At 37.7% G+C, this 24,369-nt stretch carries 16 protein-coding genes; 11 read left to right on the plus strand and 5 right to left on the minus strand.

All coding sequences use genetic code 11. The annotated features are described in order from the left end of the window. Positions 1–100 precede the first annotated feature (100 nt). The 4 genes from K319_RS0112195 to K319_RS0112210 all read right to left on the minus strand — a co-directional run bounded on the left by K319_RS0112195 (position 101) and on the right by K319_RS0112210 (position 9,165). Positions 101–1,126: a pectinesterase family protein gene (locus K319_RS0112195; RefSeq protein ID WP_034671727.1), complete on the minus strand. Its 1,026-nt coding sequence runs from the start codon at positions 1,124–1,126 to the stop codon at positions 101–103. Positions 1,127–1,273: 147 nt separating this feature from the next. After that, on the minus strand, positions 1,274–3,835 hold the full coding sequence (locus K319_RS0112200) for a pectate lyase family protein (RefSeq protein ID WP_027383852.1): 2,562 nt from the start codon (positions 3,833–3,835) through the stop codon (positions 1,274–1,276). A 243-nt stretch (positions 3,836–4,078) separates the two neighbouring features. Next, a complete protein-coding gene (locus tag K319_RS0112205) occupies positions 4,079–5,902 on the minus strand; it encodes a RagB/SusD family nutrient uptake outer membrane protein (protein ID WP_027383853.1) in 1,824 nt (607 codons plus the stop codon). Positions 5,903–5,913: 11 nt separating this feature from the next. Beyond that, positions 5,914–9,165, minus strand: coding sequence for a SusC/RagA family TonB-linked outer membrane protein (locus K319_RS0112210; protein ID WP_084403441.1), 3,252 nt, complete (start codon positions 9,163–9,165; stop codon positions 5,914–5,916). 768 nt (positions 9,166–9,933) lie between these two features. Between K319_RS0112210 and kduI the strand changes: the two genes are divergently transcribed. From kduI to K319_RS0112265, 11 genes are all read left to right on the plus strand, one after another. Next, positions 9,934–10,770: a 5-dehydro-4-deoxy-D-glucuronate isomerase gene (gene kduI / locus K319_RS0112215; RefSeq protein WP_027383855.1), complete on the plus strand. Its 837-nt coding sequence runs from the start codon at positions 9,934–9,936 to the stop codon at positions 10,768–10,770. A 101-nt stretch (positions 10,771–10,871) separates the two neighbouring features. Next, a complete protein-coding gene (locus K319_RS0112220) occupies positions 10,872–11,657 on the plus strand; it encodes a gluconate 5-dehydrogenase (protein WP_027383856.1) in 786 nt (261 codons plus the stop codon). Positions 11,658–11,693: 36 nt separating this feature from the next. Then, complete coding sequence (gene uxaC / locus K319_RS0112225; RefSeq protein ID WP_027383857.1) at positions 11,694–13,103, plus strand: glucuronate isomerase; 1,410 nt, start codon at positions 11,694–11,696, stop codon at positions 13,101–13,103. 246 nt (positions 13,104–13,349) lie between these two features. Next, positions 13,350–13,697, plus strand: a complete 348-nt coding sequence (locus tag K319_RS0112230) for a cupin domain-containing protein (protein ID WP_027383858.1) — start codon at positions 13,350–13,352, stop codon at positions 13,695–13,697. A gap of 143 nt (positions 13,698–13,840) precedes the next feature. Next, the gene (locus K319_RS0112235) at positions 13,841–14,845 is read left to right on the plus strand and encodes a sugar kinase (RefSeq protein WP_027383859.1); all 1,005 of its coding nucleotides are present in this window, start codon (positions 13,841–13,843) and stop codon (positions 14,843–14,845) included. A 10-nt stretch (positions 14,846–14,855) separates the two neighbouring features. Further along, complete coding sequence (locus K319_RS0112240; RefSeq protein WP_027383860.1) at positions 14,856–15,305, plus strand: YhcH/YjgK/YiaL family protein; 450 nt, start codon at positions 14,856–14,858, stop codon at positions 15,303–15,305. 5 nt (positions 15,306–15,310) lie between these two features. Then, on the plus strand, positions 15,311–15,970 hold the full coding sequence (locus tag K319_RS0112245) for a beta/alpha barrel domain-containing protein (protein WP_027383861.1): 660 nt from the start codon (positions 15,311–15,313) through the stop codon (positions 15,968–15,970). Between the two features lie 29 nt (positions 15,971–15,999). Then, complete coding sequence (locus K319_RS0112250; RefSeq protein ID WP_027383862.1) at positions 16,000–17,529, plus strand: MFS transporter; 1,530 nt, start codon at positions 16,000–16,002, stop codon at positions 17,527–17,529. Between the two features lie 4 nt (positions 17,530–17,533). Further along, the gene (locus K319_RS0112255) at positions 17,534–18,994 is read left to right on the plus strand and encodes a tagaturonate reductase (protein ID WP_027383863.1); all 1,461 of its coding nucleotides are present in this window, start codon (positions 17,534–17,536) and stop codon (positions 18,992–18,994) included. A 203-nt stretch (positions 18,995–19,197) separates the two neighbouring features. After that, on the plus strand, positions 19,198–20,808 hold the full coding sequence (locus K319_RS0112260) for a UxaA family hydrolase (protein WP_394330686.1): 1,611 nt from the start codon (positions 19,198–19,200) through the stop codon (positions 20,806–20,808). 223 nt (positions 20,809–21,031) lie between these two features. Beyond that, a complete protein-coding gene (locus K319_RS0112265) occupies positions 21,032–22,015 on the plus strand; it encodes a lipoate--protein ligase (RefSeq protein ID WP_027383865.1) in 984 nt (327 codons plus the stop codon). A gap of 49 nt (positions 22,016–22,064) precedes the next feature. Here the strand turns inward: K319_RS0112265 and K319_RS0112270 are convergent, their stop codons facing one another. Next, complete coding sequence (locus K319_RS0112270; RefSeq protein ID WP_027383866.1) at positions 22,065–24,344, minus strand: DUF5074 domain-containing protein; 2,280 nt, start codon at positions 24,342–24,344, stop codon at positions 22,065–22,067. Positions 24,345–24,369: the final 25 nt, after the last annotated feature.

Raw genomic sequence — 24,369 nt, forward strand, 5'->3', positions numbered from 1 at the left:
GTTTTAAGTTCACAAAGCCGCTTCGCTTAGATAAGCCTTTTGCTTAGTCAGGGCATTCTGACTCTGCTCAGTGTGACATTGCTAATACAAGTCTTTTTAATTATTTCATTTTAAAATTCCAATTGTCTTTTCCTGAGAGAATATTTTTGGTCTGATATTCCTTTGATTGTTGTCTTGTCAACTGATGAGACCAGGGAACTCGTTTTTCAGCGTTTGCACTAGCACCTTTAGAATTATATTCTGCGTAGAAAGTTGTTTTCTCAGCGTCTGGTTTATTCCAATTGTGCCAACCTTCTGGTTTTATGATATTTGAAATTTCTGTATTGATAAAAACTGTTTTAGCAAACGGTCGCCAAGGTCTTCCCAGATAAACCGACTCCATTTTCGCATCGCCTACGACCTTGCAATCGATAAAGACAAATCCGAACTTTTTACCTTCCGGCGTAGAGGCAGCCGTGAGGTAAGTTGCGCTTTCCCTGGCATAGATCGTACAATCTTTGAAAACTGCCGTTGCAGCACCGAAAATAAAATCGGTGGTTCCTTCGATATAGCAGTTTTTGAAATAATGGCGGACTTCTCGTTTGGGAGCCGGTACATCCTGTTCTCCTTTCAAATAGAGTGTATCCTGAAATCCCAGAAACCTGCAATTCTCAAAAATGGCTTTATCGCCAGTAATCAATACAGCAACAGCCTGTCCAACTTTACCTGCATCATTTTGAAAAGTAATATTCCTGGCTGAAAAATTATTAGCGAAAATAAAAACAGTGGAAGAACCTGTTGTCCCCATTTCTTTTCCTTCAGCATTTTTCTTCGATGCGAAATCATTATTAGTGATAATCGTTTCTGTCAAACTTTCACCTTCGAAAAAAATTGCACCTTTTGTAGAAGGAATAGTGATCTTTTCTCTGTAAGTTCCTTTCTTAATAAAAATCTTGGTCCTTGTATCAAGTCCATCTTCCACTGCATTAACTGCATCCTGAACCGTTTTGAAATCTCCATTTCCGTCTTGGGAAACTGTATAAACTTTTTCAGGATCAATATGACTAATACTGAAAGAATTGATACAGACCAAAACCAGAATAAAAGAAAAAAGCAATAAAAGACTTTTAGTTTCTAACCTCTCCATTTTTGTGATTCTTATTTTAAAATCCAGATTCTTGAATCCTATTTTTTAAATATACAAGTTTCCATCCCTCTCGAGATGAAAACTTGTATGAATATCAATTTCATAATGCCACCTAAAAATCCTTCAGAAAAGCATTAATGATATTGATTATTTTTTGATGATCTTACTGTTGATCGTTCCTTTATCAGTTGTAATGCTGATAATATAATTACCTGCGTTCAAGTTTCTTAAATCTACTGAATCACCATTCACAGCCACATTATTTTTCACTAGTGCTCCTGCAAAATTGTAAACCTTAACGCTGATAATTTTCTGACCTGCACCATTGATATTAAGATAATCTGAAACCGGATTTGGATACAACTTAACTTGAGCTTTGCCGATATCAGACGTTGCCATTGTTGCATAAGCTGTCTTGATGTAGAACAAATTGGTAGTGTCCCCTTTTGTAATGGTATGTGCACCCACAGCAACATTTGGAATTGTAAGAATACCATTTACCGCAGTATAATTCGTTCCATCAAACTTAACATTTTTAGAAAAGTCCGCATCGAAAACCAATGTCAGTGTAGACTCCGCAGTTGTTGTATAAGTTATGCTTGTAGAAGATTCCATTTTGAAACGCTTCGTCAAAGTCAATCCATCGTAAGACTGAGAACCGTCCGTAGAGTTCATATTACCATTGATGGCATAGAATGTACTTACTTTCCCTGAAGTCGTGAAGTTATGAATCAATCCATCTGGTTCACCTGGATTTCCAGGACCAATTTTAACTGTCCCGCTGATAGAAACTGAATTTCCAGTACCTACCGTTGTTACTGTATAGCTTGTTGTAATTGTTGGCGTCCCACTGATCGTAAGTGTTTTGGCAGCTGCATCTTTCGTGAAAGAAAGTCCGTTGGCAGGGATCCCTGTAACCGTAACATCTGTTGCATCGCCACCCCAAGTGAATACAATTGGTGATATTGCTGAACCTGTTGCTATAGTCTGATCTTTGTTTCCTGAAGTGTTTACCAAAGTCTGAGAGCTGCCTTCTGCCTGGATGTAAACCATAGACGTTCCATAGTTTGTTAAAGCAGATTTTAGTCCCGTAATAACTGCATAAGATTTGTCATCCACAGCGTTATTGAAAGTCCATTTGAAATCTCCACCTTCCACACGACCAGAATATATTTTCACTCTGTCTCTTGCAGCTGCAGGATCTTCTATAACCAAATTTTTGATATAAAGAGTTGCATCTGTATCAAAATTGTTATAAGTTTTTGCTCCAACTTTTGATTTAACCGTTGCGGGAACTGTTTCACCTCGAGTAGCGGCCAGGTAAGCATCAAAATCCGTCAAAGAACTGATTTTTCCATCGATATTATATAAAGGATTCGGGTCTGCATAAGCAACAAACCTCATTGAGTTGGTAGCAATATCAGCATCCATCGTATTGTTGAAAGCCTTGATCATACCCCCACCTTCTCCGGAGAAAGTCCCTTGATTAGCCGGGTCGTTCATTTGCTTTGTAGGACTCCAGACATCTGTTCCCTGCAGAGAGATCATCATTGGATTTTTAGAATTTCTGAAATAATTTCCTTCCAAAAACAGAGATGAACCTTCTGTAGAACCAGAACCATATTTGGCAACGCCATCAAAATAATTATTATAAATATGAGCCGAATAATAACGAACTCTAGGGTGTCTGGAATCTGAATGGTCGAACCAATTGTGATGATAGGTAACATACAAACCAGAAGTTGTATTCTCACTAAGCCCCAACAAACTTGCTTTTCCCGAATCCCAGAAATGGTTGTAAGAATAAGTTGCATAAGTTGTCCCTTTGTTATCCAATGCACCGTCTCCTTTTATCTGATCGGCATCACTGCCTGCATCTCCGTAAAAAAGGTCATTGTTGTGAACCCAGATGTATGAGTTGTTCTGTTGCATCCCGATGTTATCACCTTCGCTGCTGTCACAATTCATAAAACCAAGATTAGCCACTTCAATATTGGTAGCATTCTTCACACGGATTCCCCAGCCATTAGCTGTAGCATCGTCACCAACTCCTTCTACTGTAATGTAGCTCTGATCGTTATTTTTATTTTCTACAACCAGATCACCTCCTTCCATATCGGTAAAATCTGTGATATTACCAACTAAACGGAAAATGTAGGGTCTCTTGTCAATCCCTTTCTTGATGCCGGAAAAGATATTCTGGAAGCCAACATAATTAGTCGTGTTGCCATTATTATTAGTGATCACATTGAAAGAAATCGTATTCTTACTTTTCTCTGTAATGTATAGGATCACAGCATTATCCTTCGGCGTTCCGTCCGCTTTGTAACCGCCGGGAACTCTTCCGCCATGGAAAGCGAAACCATTTCTGTCCTGAGGAAGAACCGTCAACGTGCTTGTTGTAGAACCTTCACCTTCTATTCCCAGAATCACAGGTTTTACAGTAATGGTATAATTACCTGCTTTTAAACCTAGAACATCAGCTCTAAAATATGATCCATAACTACGTATCAAATAATCATCAATCTGTTTGTTCACTACTCCTTCACCGGAATAGTAAACATTATATCTTCCGGCATTGGTCACCGGCTGCCATTTTACAAAAGCAGTCTCTACCCAGCCTGCTGATTCGTTGAATGTAACAGACTGTCCTGATACCTGCATGACCGCAAGTAGAAAGAATAGATAAAGTAATTTTAATTTATTCATATAAAATATATTTAATGAGTTTTATGAGTTTTAATTAATTGTAATTATTATAATTAGTGTTGACCTTCAACGAACCCATCTCATTAACTAATTTTAAATAATAGTTGTGTTTTTTTTCAGAATTAAGTCAATACAATTCTTAGATTCAGCTCCATCAGGGTATAAAACCCTGACAGAGTGAGTCTTCAAAAAAAATTAAAAATATAATAACTTAAAAAATCCTAGTCCAGAATTCTTTCTTTTCTAATAGCCGTAATCTTGGGTCAGATTATAATTAGACTGGATAATATCCTGGTAGATCGGCAATAATTCTTTTCTGTTGGCTTCGAAATATTGAGCATAACCTTTTGCCGGATCGCTAATATAAGCTGCTGTCATTGCCGCTCTCCAGTTTAGTTTTGTATAACCTGAAGGCGTATCTGCTACTGAAGGCGTATAATAAATATCCGCTCTGTTAACACCTGCAGGAACATAGATATCTACCGATTGAAGCGCTGCCTGTGCAGTTTTTGTCCTGTCATACGCCGAAGCTTTGTAATATAAATATGAAGGTACATTAGCATACTGGCCAGTTCCGTTTAATAGATCTGAAAGTTTTTGTTTTGTTTCTGCAATTTTTGTTGCTAAGAGATTCCAACGGATAAGATCGTATTTTCTAAGACCTTCCCCACCGAATTCCAATAATCTTTCATGAACGATATAATTAAAGAATCCAGTTTTATCTGTCGGGATAGAACCAGCCTGCCCAACATTACCAGCATAAGCACGATTTCTTACCAATTGTACCGCATTGATAGCATCTTGAGAAGGAGAACCGTTCAGCTCGTTATCTGCCTCTGCAAACATCAATAAAATATCTGAGTAACGCAGCAATGGCCAGTCAATAGCAAGATTTTGTGCGGTTCCGGTAACATTGGTCCATGATTTTCTAAATTTACCATCTGTACAAAGCACACCAGTTGACAAAATCGCCTGATTGGCGTCATTGATCTGCATAGAAGCCACTGTAAGGTCTCTTCTTACATCATATTTACCAAATTCATAGAAATAGGTTGCGATCGCATTGATACCTCCACTACTTTTCCAGTTAGAATTATCACCATGTCTCATGCCATTGTAGTAACCAATTTTACTATCCGTCGCAGCATTACCACCATAAGCCCCTACTGCAAAGATCACCTCGTGAGCTGCATCTTCTGTATTGTCATGCAATGGTCTGAAAGCCGCTTCATAATTAGCATTCAAGCCATGTTGACCAGAGTTGATGATATCTCTACATTCGTCATAAGCTATTTGATAATATGCTTCAGAATTAGAACCTTTTGCCATAATTCTTGGATCTCTTCTAAGAGAATATCCGGCTCTAGCCAAAGCTATTCTTGCTCTAAGTCCTTTTACAGCAGCTTTTGTGAATCTCACATTAGTAGTAGCTGCTTCTGACCTCCAAGGAACCAGTTCTGCTGCAGTTGCAAGATCGGCAATGATCTTATCATAAATAACATCCCTATCTGTTTTTGGCAAATAAACCGATTCCAGATCCGAAGACGGGACCATCTGCATCGGAACATCTCCCCAGTTCTTGATCAGATCATAATAGAACATTGCTCTCAATGTCAAAGCTTCTCCCAAATAACGGTTCATTAATTTTTTGTCAGCTTCGGAACCTGTTTGGAAAACCGGAGACAAAGGAATATTCTTGATACAAAGGTTTGCTCTTTCAATCCCGGAATATAATTTCAAGAATGGTTTGTTGAGATCAGGATTGGAAGTACAAGCCCCATAGGTACTTATTCCTCTTCTGTCATTACAGTTATAATCACCAGAAGTTTTGAAATCATCAGCAGTCTGTGGATAGTATAGGTTAATTCTTTGGCCATATCCATCATCTCCGATCACCTGATTGTAAACCCCGATCAATGCTGTGAAGGTATCTGCCACACTATCAAATTGTTGTTCTTCATTTGAATTAGAAATATTTTCCGCATCCAAAAACTCACTACAAGAAGTAACTGTAGTGAAGCTTAGTGTACAGCTTAATATTGCAATTATAAGTTTATGTTTTTTCATTTTTTTTCGAATTAAAAAGTTACATCAACACCTGTTAAGAAAAATCTGCTTCTAGGAAAAGCCGCATAATCCACACCTGGCGTAAGGGTGCTTTTTCTTGTACTCACTTCCGGATCATATCCAGAGTATCCTGTAATTGTGAATACGTTATTAGCCGTTGCATACAGCCTGAAATTGGTGATTCCAAGCATTTTTAAAGAATCTTTCGGAAGTGTATACCCAATTGTCACGTTGTTTAGTCTCAGGAACGACCCATCCTCGATTGCATACGAATGTAAGAAATAATTACCCCCTGTCGGCGTCCACATTGTTGTATCAGCATTCAATGCTGCAAGTGCTTCCGGGTTGGTAACTTTCACACCATCAGCTCCAAACCATTTCCAACGGTTAGCCATTTCTGCTAACATATTCTGGTCTGTGTACTGGTATTTTGTTGTAAACTCAATTTTGTTTGCATTATAAACTTTGTTCCCTACAGAGAAGTTGAAGAATAGGCTCATATCAAAGTTCTTGTAACGGAAGGTCTGGTTGAAACCTCCATAGAATTTAGGTTGGGCATTTCCAAGATCTGTTTGATCCTTTACATCAATTACCCCATCTCCATTAAGGTCTCTTAACTTCAGATCCCCTGGTTGAGGCGCTTTGTTTCCTAGAGCTACAGAACCTGAACTTGGAATACCGTCTTTTAATTTATAGGTATTATTTGCCGAGTTGAAATCAAAATCACTGATCTCATACCTGCCTTCTGTAACATATCCATAGAAAGTTCCGACAGGTGCCCCGATCTGAACTTTGAAGTCATACAAATTATTAACCCATCCTGATGGCTGAAGATAATAATTCGTTTCAGCATTGGTAAGTGGCCCTAAACTTTTGATAACATTCTTATTAGAAGCAATGTTAAAGTCTGCTTTCCACTGGAAGTTTTCATTGCTTACTACAATTGCTCCTAAACTTAATTCCAAACCTTTGTTCTGAGTTTTTCCTGAATTCTGGTATTGGAATTCATACCCTGAAGTTTGAGGAATTTTAGCTAATAAAAGTAAATCCTTGGTATTAGTGATATATCCATCGAGCGCTCCATAGACCCTTTTATTAAACAATGTAAAATCTACACCAACATTCTGAGAAACAGTCGCTTCCCATTTGATGTTGGGATTCGCCATAATATTACCTGGCGCAGAACCTGTAATAATTCCTGTTCCTCCTGTATATCCATAAGTGCTGGATGGCGTATAAAAAGTATCGAATAAGAATGGCGTGATTCTATCATTTCCGGATTGCCCATAGCCTAGACGTAACTTAAGGTCATTTACGATTTTAGAATCCTTCAAGAAGTTTTCTTCTCCAATTTTCCAAGCCAATGAAGCTGAAGGGAAATTGGCCCATCTGTTAGAAGGTCCAAAAGAATTAGACCCATCTCGTCTTATAGAGAATGTTGCAATATATTTATTATTATAAATGTAGTTAGCTCTGGCAAAGAAAGAAGCTAGTCTCCCAACCGTCATGGAAGTTGCCGGCGCATCTTGGATCATGCCTGCTGGCGGCATTGCCAATTGGATATTTGCGAAGGCCTGTTTGGGAGACAATGATGTTGGCAACCATCTGATTGTCATATCCAGTCTATCTCCATCTGTCTGAACGATCTCTTGACCTAATAAGAAATCCATCTTGTGATCACCAAGTTTCTTTTTGTATGCCAAGGTATTGGTATTCGTAATCCTTCTAGTTTGGGTATTGGTCAATTGGACAACAGACATATCAGAGTTAATTCTGGAAAGATATGTCGAGGGTCCTGAGAATTGCTGTATTTCCTGATCATTTTTAACATAACCAATCACACTTTTGAATGTTAAGTCCTTCATGATGTTATAAGTAATAACTCCATTCAAAAATAGGTTATCAGTATTGTTATACTTGATCTCATTATTAACCAGGATCAACGGATTGATCAGGTTTGTAGTTGCATAATCATCAGAATCGAATTCATCAGAACCTGCACCTGCATAAGAACCATCTTCAAAAGGTTTGTAACGGATGATGTTTCTAAGTCTGTTCGTTGTTTGTGAACCGGTAGTTGATGTACCCGCCCCAAGAATAGAGGTCTCACTATATCTTGCCGTCAAACCAACTTTCAATTTTTTGCTGATATCAAAATCATATTTGAAGTTGGCCATATTTCTCTTGTAACCGGAATTGATCATGATACCATCTTCTTCCACATGGTTCAAAGACAACGTAAAAGCAGAGTTGGAGTTACCTCCTGTGATGTTTAAGTTATGGGTATAGTTGAAGGCTTCTTTACCAAAAACCTCATCTTGCCAATTTTTAGCCTGAATCGTTTTATATTGATCAATATCATCATAACTGCCATATAACTTTATGAATTTTTCCTGCAGGTCCGCATAACCATCTTTGTTATAAAGTTCGTACTGATATTGTACAAAATCATATGGACTCATTACGTCCAGAGTTTTTGCGATTTTTCTTATACCTGTATAGCCATTGTAGTTAACAGTCGTTTTTACATTTTTCCTACCACTCTTAGTTGTGATCAAAACAACACCGTTTGCACCTCTTGCGCCATAGATAGAGGTTGAAGAAGCGTCTTTAAGAACTTCTATAGACTCTATTTCTTTTGGTGAGATCAATGACAAAGCGTTATCCATTTGAATCCCATCCACAATGTAAAGCGGCGCATTATCCTGGGTAATGGAAGTTCCCCCTCTAACTTTGATTTCCGGATCAGAACCCGGAGAACCTTCTCCAAAAGTCACCTGAACACCAGCCATTCTCCCTTGGATAGCTTCTGCCGCACTGTTTACAGGCATATCAGCCAATTGCTCCCCTTTTACGGATGCGATAGAGTTGGTCACATCTTTTTTGGAAACAGTCGTATACCCTACCAGAACTACTTCGTCAATAGTTTTTTCCTTGTTAGAATCAAACTTCGCCAATGCGATATTGATCACATTCTTTCCATTGACATCTACCTCCTGCTCTTCGTATCCTTTTGCACGGATCACCAGAGTTGCATTTTTAGGAACATTGAGTTCATACTTACCGGACCTGTCAGTCATTGTAGAGAATTTGGAATTCTTCACAGTAACTTCCACATTCGAAACTGCCTTCTTTTGATCAGAAGTAATTGTTCCGGAAACTTTAATTAATTCCTGAGCTAATCCAAATGCCGGCAGTAAAAAGACAGATGCGATCGTCGTTTTAATAAAAGCACTATGGATACCTAGTTTTAAACTACTCATAGATATTTGTTAGTTTTTATAATTAGTAATTTATTCTTTACTTAATAAAAGTGTTAATTCTTCACTAAAAAATGCAATCGATTGCACTTGTTTTTTAAAGTTTTCTTAACTCGACTAAACTAAGATTATTTTTTAATTGACAAATGCCAATTATATTTTTTTTATTAATATTAATTTAACATAAGTAGAGAACAAATTCCAATATTAATTATAAACGTCTGATTAATTGATAATTAGAATCTATACTAGAATAATAGCAATTATATGAATTAACAAAATTTTAACATTTTTGAAGATTCATTTTAGCTCAAAAATTCATTTTTCACGCAAAGTCAATTAACCAAAAATTAACTTAAGGTCCATTTTTTTTCAAAATCATATTTTTTTTATAAAAATTGTTAGTTTTTAAGCTAGAAATTAAAATTAATAATATATGAAATAAAAAAACACCTGATAATCAAGTATTTAAAATTATTTATAGAGAATATTAATAATAAATTACTAAAGACAACATAATTTTGCAAGTTGCACAAATTTTGGCTTTTAAAAGCTAAATATTGCACAAAAAAAGTTACCCAAACAATAAAAAAGAACACCAAAAATAACCATAACTAACTGTTTTTCTATAATTTAAAAAATATTTAATATTTTTCTTCCTTGGTTAATATTTATATATATATTTACAAAGATTATTTTTTGTCTCAAAAAGAGCATATTTTAATGCAATCGATTACACAAATTAATTTTCAGTTAACCCAAATAGATAGAATGACTCATTCAGAATTCAGATATGCGCATCATCCGGATGATGTAAAAAAATATAACACCGAAGACCTTAGAAGAGAATTCCTCATCAACGATTTATTTCAGGCAGGACAAATTAAATTGGTTTATACAATGTACGATAGACTGATTGTTGGAGGAGCAATGCCTATTGACAAAGCTCTTAAACTAGAAACAATAGATGAATTGAAAGCCGAAAACTTTCTAGACAGAAGAGAGATAGGAATCATCAACGTTGGAGGAAAAGGAAAAGTAACAGTTGACGGAACTGCTTACGAACTTAATAATAAGGAAGCCTTATATATAGGAAAAGGAAATAAAGAAGTCATTTTCGAAAGCATCGAGGGTGAACAAGCTTATTTCTATATCAATTCCGCACCGGCTCATCATACATATCCTACAAAAAAGGTCACTAAGAATGAAGCAGAAATTGTAGAATTAGGAGATTCTAAATATGCTAACAGAAGAACGATCAACAAATTATTGGTAAACAGCGTTCTGGAAACTTGTCAACTTCAAATGGGAATGACGGAGTTGCACGAAGGAAGTGTCTGGAACACAATGCCTTCTCATACGCACACCAGAAGAATGGAAGCTTATTTCTATTTCGATTTGGAAGAAGGGCAATCGGTTTCACATTTTATGGGCCAGCCTCAGGAAACAAGACACATCTTCCTTAAAAACAGGGATGCATTAATCTCTCCGGAATGGTCGATTCACTCTGGTGTTGGGACTTCCAGCTACACATTTATCTGGGGAATGGCAGGAGAAAATATGGATTACGGTGATATGGATGCTGTAAAAACTGACGAATTAAAATAATGAAATATTTTCTAGCAAATTTTGCCGATTTAGCTGATTTTAAAATCTGCATCATTTGCGAAATCTGCGAGAATAAAAAAATTATCTAACGATATTTCTAGATGAAAAATTTATTTGACTTAACTGAAAAAATAGCTCTTGTAACTGGTGGAACACACGGCTTAGGCTTGGCAATGGCGGAAGGTTTGGCTTCAGCAGGAGCAGAATTGGTCGTAACCAGCACTACTCCATCCAAATTGGAAGAAGCCATTGCTTATTACCAGTCAAAAGGATATACAGCGACAGGTTATATTTTTGATGTGACCGATGAAAAAATTGCTGCTGAAAAAGTGGCAGAAATCGAAACGAATCACAAAAAAATCGATATCCTTATTAATAATGCAGGAATCATCAAAAGAATTCCAGCTTTGGAAATGGAAGTTTCCGATTTCCGAAAAGTCATTGATGTAGATTTAACAGGACCTTTCATTATGTCCCAGTTAGTTGCAAAAAGTATGATTGCCAGAAAATCCGGTAAAATCATCAACATCTGTTCTATGATGAGTGAGTTGGGTCGTGACAATGTTGTGGCTTATGCTTCTGCAAAAGGCGGATTGAAAATGCTGACTAAAAATCTTGCTACAGAATGGGCAAAACATAACATCCAGGTGAACGGAATTGGTCCCGGATATTTTGCAACGTCTCAGACAGAACCAATCCGTGTTGACGGAAATCCTTTCAACGAGTTCATTATCAGCAGAACACCAGAAGGTCGTTGGGGAAACCCCGAAGATTTGGCTGGAACAGCTATTTTCTTAGCTTCCGAAGCAAGTCAGTTTATCAATGGGCAAATCATCTACGTTGACGGCGGAATCCTTGCAACCATCGGAAAACCTTCAAACGAATAATGTCTTTTATCTATCAGTCAATTATCTATTAGTCTTATGAGCACACTTACAAAACCATTTATCACAGATACATTTCTATTAAAAAACAAATTTGCTGAAGAGTTGTATTTCAGATTTGCCGAAAACCAACCGATTATCGATTATCATAACCACTTGCCTCCGAAAGAGATTGCCGAAAACCGTCAGTTTGATAACATTACCCAGGTTTGGATCGGTGGCGACCATTACAAATGGAGAGCGATGAGAACGATGGGCGTTAACGAAAAATTCATTACCGGAGATGCTTCTGACAAAGAAAAATTCGCTGCTTGGGCAAAAACAGTTCCGAATACTTTGAGAAATCCTTTGTTCCACTGGACACATTTGGAATTAGCAAGATATTTCGACGTTTATGATTTGTTAAGCGAAAAAAATGCTGACCAAGTTTACGAAAATGTATCCGCTCAGCTTCAAACGTCTGAGAAATCTGTTCACGGCTTGTTGAAAATGAGAAACGTGGAAACAGTTTGTACCACTGAAGACCCGATTGATACTTTAGAATATCATAAAACAATCAAACAAAATAATATCGGAATCAAAGTTAGCACAGCTTTCCGTCCTGACAAAGCGATCTTGATTGATAACGAAGATTATAATGCTTACATCGATAAGTTAGGCGAATCTGCAGGAATCGAAATTAATTCTTACAAGGATGTACAGGATGCGCTAATCAAGAGAATTGAATACTTTCACGCCAATGGATGCAGATTGTGTGACCACGGATTGAATAACATTTCTTTTGAAACGTTCACAGATTCAGAAACCAACTCGATTTTTGAAACTAAAAGAAAAGGGGAAACCTTGACGCCACATCAGATTGAGCAGTTTAAAACAGCCATTTTGTTGTTTTTGGGAGAGACTTACCATTCATTTGGCTGGGTTCAGCAATATCATTTGGGCGCATTGAGAAACAACAATGCAAGAATGTTGAAAGTACTTGGACCAGACACAGGTTGGGATTCCATTGGCGATTTCAGTCAGGCTGCGAACCTTTCGAGATTCCTTAACACATTGGATTCCAAAGATAAATTGACTAAAACGATTATTTATAATTTAAACCCTGCCGATAACGAGATTATGGCAACAATGATTGGGAATTTTAATGATGGTTCAGTAAAAGGAAAAGTACAATTTGGTTCTGGATGGTGGTTTTTGGACCAGAAAGACGGAATGGAAAAACAGATGAATGCGCTTTCCAATATGGGACTCATCAGCACATTTGTCGGGATGTTGACCGATTCCAGAAGTTTCCTTTCGTTCCCAAGACACGAGTATTTCAGACGTGTATTGTGTAACCTTTTAGGAAACGAAATAGAGTCTGGCGAACTTCCAGAGGATTTGGATTTGGTAGGAAAAGTGGTGGCAGATATTTGTTATTTTAACGCTAAGGAATATTTCAGTTTTTAAAATGTCATCCTGAGGCTCTCGAAGGATTTCAGAATAATCAGGGCAGCTTAATCCGCCTACAGTTTATCCTGAGCTTAGCCTGTAGTGAGCTTGTCGAACTATCGAAGGACTCCCGCTCAAGTCGGGCCGCGAGTGATTCAACGGATAAAAGCTTATTTAAGCGAAGCGGCTTTGCGACCTTAAAAGCATTGAACAAAATAAAAAATCTTTGCGGACTCTGTGTTCAAAAAAGAATTAGAATAAAAAATGGAAACAAAACAAACATCCAAAATATATTACAAATCCGATTCAACAGAATGGGAGAAAATAGATGAATACATCGACCGCCAAATCGTTGGCTACGACGAATCTGTAATGATGGTGAATGTCCGTTTCAAAAAAGGTGGGATTGGCTACAAGCACAAACATCCTCACATTCAGGTAACTTATGTTGCAGAAGGAAAGTTTGAAGTCAACATCGGCGAAGATATTTCAATTTTGAAAAAAGGCGATTCATTCTTTGTTCCTTCTAATGTTCTTCACGGCGTCGAATGTCTGGAAGACGGAATTTTGGTAGATGTTTTCAGTCCGTTTAGAGAAGATTTTATAAAGTAATTAATTTCTCTCTGCGAACATTGTTAAGTTTTACGCCTTTGTGAACTTAAAAACATAGAATTAAATAAAAAAATCTTTGTGCTCTTTGCGTTAAGAAAAAATAAAAATTAAGAATCTCGATTCTAAAAAATAAAACTAGATTAATGAACAAAGTTGTAACCTTTGGCGAAGTGTTGATGAGATTATCTCCGTCCGACAGCAAAATGCTGAGACAAAGCCGCGAAATGGAATTCTTCTTCGGAGGAACGGAAATGAACGTCGGTGCGTCTTTGGCCATTATGGGATGCGAAACGAGACACATCACAAACGTTTCCGATTGTTTCATCGGAGAATCCGCCATTGCAACAATGAAAAGTTACGGGATTGATACGCAATTCGTAAACAGAACAGAACATCCGATTGGATTATATTTCCTGGAAGTGGGTTCTGCGATGCGTGCCAGTAGAATTTCGTATAATAGATTAAACGGTTCTTTTGCCAACATTAAACCAGAACAGGTGGATTGGGAAAAAGCTTTGGAAGGTGCAGAATATTTCCACTGGACAGGAATTTCTCCAGGAATTTCGGAAGGTGCTTACGAAACTTTGAAGCAAGGTTTGCAATTAGCCTATTCAAAAGGAATCGAAATCACAGCTGACCCGGCTTACCGTTCCAATCTTTGGAAATACGGAAAAGAAGGATTCACGGTTCTTAAGGAACTCATCTCCTACTCTACGATTTTCATAGGCGGAGTAAATGAAATCAATGAAATTCTGGGAACAACTTTCGGTTATGACAAAGACAGTTTTATCCAGGCTGCGGATAAATTGATGAAAGAAATTCCTTCCATCAAAAAAGTATTTGATAAAACCAGAATTGGTGTTACAGCGAGCAATCAGGCGACACAAGGAAGAGCTTTCGTTAACGGACAATATTTTGAAACCGAAAGTCTGGAAGTGAATCCTGTTGTGGACAGAATCGGAACCGGCGATGCCTTTGCAGCAGGTTTGATTTACGGTTTAATCAACTTCGATGATGAGAAAGCTTTGAAGTTTGCCAATGCAGCCTGCGCCATCAAACATACCATTTTAGGCGATATAAATCTGAGCAGCGCTAACGATATTTTGGAAGTAATGAACGGCAATTCAGGAGGAAGAATTAAAAGATAATTTAGAAAAAATGATTATAGATACATTAGAAAACGCTTCTCAATATTCTTTACTCAATCCATTATTTGAAAAAGCTTTCGACTATTTAGAAGACAAAAACTTAGATGCTTTAGAAGTTGGAGTTACAGAGATTGAAGAAGGTCTTCGAATGATTGTTTTTGATGAAATGGCCAAAACAAAAGAAGAAAGTCTTTCCAAATTCGAATGTCATAATCAAAATATTGATATTCAAATTTGTCTGAAGGGAATAGAAAATATTGGTTGGAAATCAAGGCAAAAATGCACAAAACCAATCGGAGAATACAATGCAGAAAAAGATGTTCTTTTTTACAATGATAATCCGGATATGTTTTTCCAATTAAACGAAAATCAGTTTGCTATTTTTTATCCAAATGATGTCCACGCACCAATGATTGGAAATGGTTTCATTAGAAAAATAGTTTTTAAAGTAAAAATTTAAAAAAAATGACAAAGATTCAATTAGTTACAAACGCCATCATCAAGCAAGGGCTTTTGCCTTTGTATTATAATGCTGATGAAACGGTAACTTTAGAAATACTGAAATCGCTTTACAAAGCAGGAATCCGAGCAGTAGAATATACAAGCCGAGGAGAATCTGCACTAAGTAATTTCACAAAAATGGTAGAAATCCGTAATGCCGAAATGCCGGATATGCTGCTTGGAATCGGAACCATTAAAAATCAAAAACAAGCGGAAGATTATTATAATGTTGGTGCTGATTTTTTCATCAGCCCTGGATTTGTAGCTGAAGTTGCAGAATTCCTGATTCCGAAAGATGTGTTGTACAGTCCGGGCTGTATGACGCCAACTGAAATCATCGAAGCTGAAAATTCAGGTGTAACATTCGTAAAGTTATTCCCTGGAAATGCTTTGGGAACAGGATTTATGAGCGCCATAAAAGATGTATTTCCGAATCTGAAATTTATGCCAACAGGCGGTGTTGACACCACCAAAGAAAACATTGAAAGCTGGTTTAAAGCCGGCGTTTCCGCTGTTGGAATGGGAAGTAAGTTAGTCAGTAAAGAACTAATGGCTGCCAAAGATTACGCAACTATCGAAAACGAAACGAAAAAAGTATTGGACATCATCCAATCTATTAAATAATTATTGAAAACTAAATTCCTAAAACCAATATGAGTTCAGTCAAATCCTTAAAACCGAGTAATTTCAGGTGGTCCATCTGCGGACTTCTGTTCATTGCTACAACGATTAATTATCTTGACAGGCAGGTTCTTTCTCTGACCTGGAAAGATTTTATCCAGCCCGAGTTCCATTGGAATAATAATGACTATGGAAACATCACGGCATTATTTTCCATATTCTACGCGATCAGTATGTTGTTTGCCGGAAAGTTTGTGGATTGGATGGATACGAAAAAAGGATTTCTTTGGGCAATCTTCATTTGGTCAATTGGAGCTATTTTACACGCATTCTGCGGTATTGCAACTTCGGGAATCTTAACAGGAAACTGGTTGGTAGGATTTGCAGAATCAAAAGAAATCATTGGAACTCTCAACAATATTTCGCTTGTTACAAGTACAAGTGTGACGCTTTTCATCTTTGCAAGATTTGTTTTAGCAGTGGGTGAGGCAGGAAACTTCCCTGCGGCGATTAAAACCACTGCGGAATATTTCCCTAAAAAAGACAGGGCGTTTTCTACAAGTATTTTCAATGCAGGAGCAACGGTTGGAGCTTTGGCTGCGCCTGTTACCATTCCTTTCATTGCTAAATCGATGGGTTGGGAAATGGCCTTTATCATCATTGGTGCGCTTGGATTCGTTTGGATGGGACTTTGGATTTTCTATTACAAAAAACCTCATCAGCATCCGAAAGTTAACGAACACGAATTGGCTTATATCCAGCAAGACCAGGATGATGTTGTAGAAACTATGTCTGATGAGCCTCAGAAAAAAATGAGCTTAAAACAAGCTTTTGGATACAGACAGACTTGGGCTTTTATCTTTGGTAAATTTATGACAGATGGTGTTTGGTGGTTTTACCTTTTCTGGACTCCGGCCTACCTAAGTTCAGTTTACGGAATGGATAGCACGCAAAGTGCATTACCACTCTTCGTTTTGTATATGATAACCTTGGTTTCCATTGTCGGAGGTTGGCTTCCAAAATATTTCGTAGACAAAAAAGGAATGAATCCTTACGCAGGAAGAATGCGTGCGATGTTGATTTTCGCTTTCTTTCCATTATTAGCTTTGGTGGCACAACCTGCAGGAAGCATCAGTTATTGGATTCCGGTTTTAATTATTGGGGTCGCTGGAGCAGCACATCAGGCTTGGTCGGCTAACATCTTCTCAACAGTTGGCGATATGTTCCCGAAAAAAGCAATCGCTACAATCACAGGAATCGGCGGAATGGCTGGCGGAATAGGTTCTTTCCTGATTAATAAAGGTTCAGGACTATTATTCGACCACGCACACAAAGCCTGGACAACTGTTAATGGTGTTCCGCTTTTGGAGAAATTCCCTCAATATGCAGAGGAGCGTCTTCCTGATAATCTATTTGAACAATTGAAAAATTCCGGTGCTGTTGTTTCAGACGGTATCGACAAAGGATATATGATCATTTTCTCAATCTGCGCCGTAGCTTATCTTATTGCCTGGTTTGTGATGAAATCATTGGTTCCTAAATATAAAATCATTAAAGAATAAAGAAATGGAATACCAAACTAAACAAAAACTTAACCGTGAAAACTCAGCTTCGACTGAGAAACTTCCAATCAAATTTTTACAATTCGGAGAAGGTAATTTCCTTCGTGCATTTGTAGATTACCTTATCGACAAGATGAACAAAGAAGCTGGTTTCAACGCTGGTGTAGCCGTTGTTCAGCCAACAGTTGGTGGTCTTGTTGATATGTTGGAAAGTCAGGGCAATCTTTACACACTTTTCGTAAGAGGTGTGAAGAAAGGACAAATTGTGGATGAACAGAGAGTGATTTCTGCAATCCAGCGTTCTTTCAGCCCTTATGAAAATTACGCTGAATACCTTGAATTGGCAAAAGGCGAAGATCTGCAGTTCATTTTATCTAATACAACAGAAGCCGGAATTGCTTTTGACGATTCTGAAACGTCTTTGGCTTTAGGTCCTCACAAGAATTTCCCTGCGAAAGTAACTGCTTTTCTTTACGAAAGATTCAAGCATTTTAACGGAGATTCTGAGAAAGGTCTTCACATCATTCCTTGCGAATTGATAGAAAACAATGCTTTAACTTTAAAACTATATATTCTGAAATATGCTCAGCTATGGAATCTTGAAGAAGGTTTCTCTGCTTGGGTGGAGAACAGCAACTATTTCCATAATACTTTGGTTGACAGAATTGTTCCGGGTTATCCAAGAGAAGAAAAAGATAAGTACGAAGCGAAGTTGGATTATGATGATAATCTGATGGTGGTTTGCGAAGCGTTCCTACTTTGGGTTATCGAAGGCGATGAGAAACTGAAAGCTTTGATTCCTTTTGATAAAATTGATGACCAGGTTTTGGTTGTTGATGACATCACGCCTTATAGAACCAGAAAAGTGAGAATCCTGAACGGTGCTCACACAGCAATGTTGGCTTTCTCTATCCTTGACGGAAAAGAAACTGTGAAAGAAGCTATTGATGCAGACTTTGCAGGACAATGGATTTCCGATACGGTCTATAAAGAGATCATCCCTACTCTGGATCTATCAACAGAAGAATTGACGGCGTTCTCAGATGAAGTGTTTGATAGATTCAGAAATCCGTTCCTAAAGCATTTGCTTTCAAGCATTGCACTAAATTCGGTTTCGAAGTTCAAAGTGAGAGTCTTACCAAGCTTGTTGAAATATGTTGAAATCAAGAATGAATTGCCTATTAATCTGACTTTCGCTTTAGCAGCATTGATCAGATTCTATCAAGGTGAGTTTGACGGTAAACAACTTCCTGTGAGCGATGATGCGCCTGTTTTGGAAAGATTCAAAGAAATCTGGTCGACCAATGACCTTGGAGAAGTAGCGAAAAATGCTTTATCAGAATTGAGTTTCTGGGATACAGATCTGACCCAGGTTCCCGGATTGACAGAAACTGTAACCAAGGCTTTGAGTGCAATCGATTCCACAGGAATTGAAGAAGGTTATAAACGTTTTACTAATCAATAATTGAAAAGGCTTCGACAAGCTCAGCCTGACAGTTCTAATAACTGTTAGTATTAGCGATATCACCCTGAGCTTGTCGAAGGGTTTAAGCGTTGAATTGCAGCACCGACTTGGAGTTCATCAGCATCCGGTGGATAGCGGGAACGGGCGGAAAGGCTGCCAAAAAATTAGTCAATAACAATTAATTTTTAAATATTTTAGAAATTATGAAGAAAGTATTAAAAGTAAACCCGAAAGACAACATCATAGTTGCGCTGACGGATTTGCCTGCCGGAGAAATCGTGCATCTTGACGGTGCGGATTACACGGTACTGAAAGATACGAAAGCAAAACATAAATTCGCGGCAGAAGATTTTGCGGTGGGTGACCATATCATTATGTATGGCGTCATCGTTGGAAAAGCGAATCTCCCAATCCAAAAAGGAGAAGTTATCACGACGGAAAACGTAAAACACGAGAGTGAAGAGGTTTTCAAAAAGACAGGAGATTTGGGTTGGACTCCGCCAAATGTCGATAAATGGAAAGATAAAACCTTCAATGGTTACCACCGTTCTGACGGGCAAGTCGGAACCAAAAATGTTTGGTTGTTTTTCCCTTTGGTTTTCTGTGAAAACAAAAATATTGAGAAGCTGAAAGACATTTTCGAGAACGAACTATTACCGAAAAAAGAAGTCTCTTATAAAAATTTCTTACGCTCTCTGATTGAAGAAAAAAGCGTGGAAGAAGTGGAAGACCAATCCAGAAACGAAAATCTTCTGGATAATATCGAGGTGAAATTCATCAATCATCAGGGTGGTTGCGGAGGAATCCGACAAGATTCGGAACTGTTGGCGAAATTGCTCGCAGGTTATGTAAACAACCCGAATGTAGCTGGTGCAACGGTTTTGAGCCTTGGCTGCCAGAATCTTCAGGTGGACATTTTCCAGAATGCTTTAAAGGAAATAAGTCCAAATAGCGATAAAGAAGTTCTGATATTTGAGCAACAGAAAATCGGAACGACGGACAAGATGTTCCAGATGGTCATCAAAGAGTCTTTCGAAGCCATCAAAAGAGCCAACAAAATAGAACGCAAACCTGCACCGGTTTCCAAGCTGAGCATAGGTCTGGAATGTGGTGGTTCTGATGGATTCTCGGGAATCTCTGCGAATCCTGCTTTAGGAATTGTCTCAGATATTTTTGCAGCCTTGGGCGGAAAAACAATCTTGGCCGAGTTTCCGGAATTGTGCGGTGTAGAACAGGAATTGATGAACCGATGCGTGGACGAAGAAAAAGCAGATAAATTCTTATCACTGATGAAAGCATTCGAGAAATCCGTTGTGGATGCAGGCTCAGGATTTGATATGAATCCATCGCCGGGAAATATCAAAGACGGTTTGATCACCGATGCTATGAAATCGGCAGGTGCTTCTAAAAAAGGTGGAACTGCACCGATTGTGGATGTTTTGGATTATGGCGAATATATTTCAAAACCAGGTCTGAACTTATTGAATACGCCAGGAAACGATGCCGAATGTACCACAGGGTTAGTGGGTGCCGGTGCAACAGTCGTTTTGTTTACAACAGGTCTGGGAAATCCAATGGGAAATCCAATCGCGCCGGTTGTGAAAATATCGTCTAATACTGCATTGATCAACAGAATGTCGGATATCATTGATGTGAATGCAGGAACCGTGATTACGGGAGAAAAAAGCATTCAGGAAGTGGGCGAAGAAATCGTAGATTATATAATCGAATTGGCAAGCGGCAACGTAGAAACAAAAGCAGACCAATTGAAACAGGATGTATTTATCCCTTGGAAACGAGGGGTGTCATTATAAATTTTTTGAATTTTAAGGTTTTTATTTTTAAAGGGCATTTCTTCTTTTTGAAGAGTGCTCTTTTTTAGTGAAGCTTAACCACAAGGAATACAAAGAGCTCACAATGGTCACAAATTAATGTTCTTCGTGAAAGAACCTTTGTGTCCTTTGTGTTTAAATAAGTGAGTAAAATCAATTTTATTAACGGCAAAAACTCAGTAATTTTGTTAGAAAATAGAACAATATGCTCATCATAGACTCCCCTTCTCACAACGCTTTTTTCAATATTGCTTCCGAAGAATATCTGCTGACCAAATTTCCGACCGAAGATATTTTCCTTCTTTATATCAATGCACCTTCGATTATTGTTGGGAAATTCCAGAACACTTTGGCAGAAATCAATCTGGATTATGTTAACGAAAATAACATCAAAGTTGTAAGAAGAATGTCGGGCGGAGGAACAGTTTATCACGATTTGGGGAATCTTAATTTCTCTTTTCACACGCTTTTGGGCGGTTATGATTTTATGGATTTTTCACAATTCACAAGTCCGGTTCTTCAGCTTTTGAAAGATTGGAATGTTCCTGCAAAACTGGAAGGCAGAAATGACCTTTTGGTGGACGGAAAGAAATTCAGTGGTAATGCAAAATTGGCTCGAAGCGGAAAAATGATTCAGCACGGAACGATTTTGTTCGATTCTGAAATGAGTGTTCTGAGTGATGCTTTGAAAGTCAATCCTTTAAAATTTCTTGATAAAGCCACAAAATCCAATCGCTCCAGAGTGATCAATCTGATTGATTATTTACCAGAAGGAACTACGATAGAAGTTCTGAAACAAAAGTTGATTGACGAAATCCTGAAAGGTTCCGACAATGGACAAATCTACAATTTCACAGATGAAGATATTCAAGCCATTGAGAAATTAGTAAAAGAAAAATATGAAACTTGGGATTGGAACTTCGGATTTTCTCCGAATTATAATTTCAAAAAAGCAATTAAGATTCCCGCAGGTTTTATAGAAATCCATTTGGACGTTGAAAAAGGAATTATTAAAAAAGCCAAAATATTCGGTGACTTTTTTGCTTCAAAACCTATTGAAGAATTGGAAGATTTATTAATCGATGAAAAGCACGATATTGAAAATTTAAACCAAATTCTTTCTAAAACCAACATCACAGATTATTTCGGAAAAGTGACTGTTGACGAGATTTTGGAATTATTCAAATAAAAAACCTTTAGAATAATCTAAAGGTTTTTAACAACTGAATTAATCAATATTATTTCTTGATGAATTTCTCCTGATAAATTGCTTTATCGGTTACTACTCTTAAAATATAATTTCCTTTCAATAATTGAGAAACATTGATTTTTCCATCAACAATTTTGGTATTGATGACTTTTCCTGTAATATCAAATACAGAAATCTCAAAAATTTTGTCCTGAGTTTTGATATTCAGTACATCGGCTGTTGGATTTGGGTAGATACTCAGATTGATTTTCTTAACATTATCATTCACAGCCAACGAAGAGGATACTACAGTTAAGGTTTTATCAACCACTTTTCCGTTAGAATTAAAACTAACCACAATATTTGCTGTTCCTGCATTTTGTGGCGTTAGAACCAATTCTTCATCAGGATTGATTTCAGCTAAAATCACATTGATATTGCTATTAGATTTAATTGATTTCAAAATAGAAACAGAAAGATTATCCGTATCGGTCACAATCGTTTTCAGGTCAATCTTTGTAATTGCACTTGCATTGATTTCTGAAGGAAAAGCAGAACTCACAACCGGCAAAGTATTGTCAGGGAATACTGTGACAGCTGGAAACCAATAATAATCATTCAAGGTTTTTGTATTCAGTAAAGCACCTGTATTGCTGTAAGTATGAATCCAGTTTTTCTGATAATGTGCACCGTAACCGCTTTCTGTTGTATTAAGGATTAATTCGTCAGAAACAGGATTAACTCTCAACGCCGCGCCGTAAGGAATTTGCTTGTAAGTTCCTTCCTGACCAGGAATCGTGATAAAATTGTCAACCAATGTTTTTGTGGTTACATCAAATTTAATAACCTTCGTTCCAGACGTAAAAGCATTAACCGAGTTCATCCAGTACAATGCATTCTGCTGGTTACTGTAAGTAAAACTTCCTGCGTTCCAGGCACCCCAAGAACCTAGATATTGGGTTGCAGTAGAAAGCGCATATTCTGTTGTAGCAAAAGTTGTTGGATCAATGTTAATCAACTTCTGATTTTGAATCGCCCAAACACTTCCATCCTTCGCCTGAACAACCGAATGGAAAGCACCCGAAATCGTCTGAATCAAAGTATTGGTTTTTGGGTCGATAATCAAAATGCCTGTAGATTGTTTCACAGCAAAAACATACTGCGAAGTTCTCACCATATTCCCGATTTGACCCGCATAAGCTGAACCTCCGCCAGTTCCCGCAATCATACTTCCAACCTGTAGATTATCGATGTCAAATAAAAAGATTCCGTTGGATGCACCGATGTAGCCCAAATGTTCATTCACACCAAGAAAAGAACGGCCGTCTCCTCCACCGATGTTGTCAAAGCCTTTGATTTTCTCCATTGTTATAGCATTAGCAACAACCAATCTTCCGCCCGGTGTGTATTGCGTATCTCCACCGTCAGCCGCTTGTTTGGAAATAAAATAGAACTTGTCCCCGTAGATTGTTCCAAACTGAGTTGTAGCACCAAAAGCCTGATTATTATTCTTCTCGCTGTAAACTCTGTAATAGATTTGGTCATTGTCTCCTACAAAATTCACAGAACCGTTCGTATGACCAAACCATTCTTCATTCACCATAAAATAACCTTTGGTAAAATCTGCTTGTGAAGAGTAAACGGAAACTGGTGTCAATGTTGAAGAAATATCTGGTGAATTAAATTCTGGATTGAAATTCCATACATCCCAAGAACCATTCTCCAACTGTCTGCTACTAGCTCCCAACCCAGAATATCCAAAATCTGCATCTGCCGGGTCTTTTACCCAATACGACCAATAACCTTTGCTCATCCAACCAGCTTGCCAATGGTCATCAGCATCCTTTGCTGTGTAATCGTCAAAATCATAAGCTGTTGTATTGATAATTCCATCAACTGGATAAAACGGATATGTTGCATTCCCTCCTTTGATAAGAGCATTAGTATCATTTCCATCAAGGTCAAAACCAAGTCCACCAATTGCACTTCCAAATTGTGTTCCTTGGTATAATAATGAAAAGAAACGCTTATCTGCCTTTGCAATCGCTTTCAGCATATCTTCGCCCGTTGCGTTTCCGTCCCATTTGAAGCCCCAAACCAGAGCATCCGGATTTTTAGCATCATTCCATTGAACAACAAAAGCCGCTTTGTTAGAACCTGTTCCAACCCAATAGACGATATCATCCATCGTGAAATCTGATTTTTTGGATTGAATTTTTTTAATAGAGTTCGTTTTGAGGTCATTTCTCGGAATTCCCTGAACTGTGACTTGTGCATTGGTAAAAAATGCAAAGAACAACAGCAATGTCAAAAGATAAAACTTTTTCATTTTTAATTGATTTAAATAATTTTAT

It is taken from the genome of Epilithonimonas caeni DSM 17710, from assembly GCF_000426465.1.
Classification (GTDB): domain Bacteria; phylum Bacteroidota; class Bacteroidia; order Flavobacteriales; family Weeksellaceae; genus Epilithonimonas; species Epilithonimonas caeni.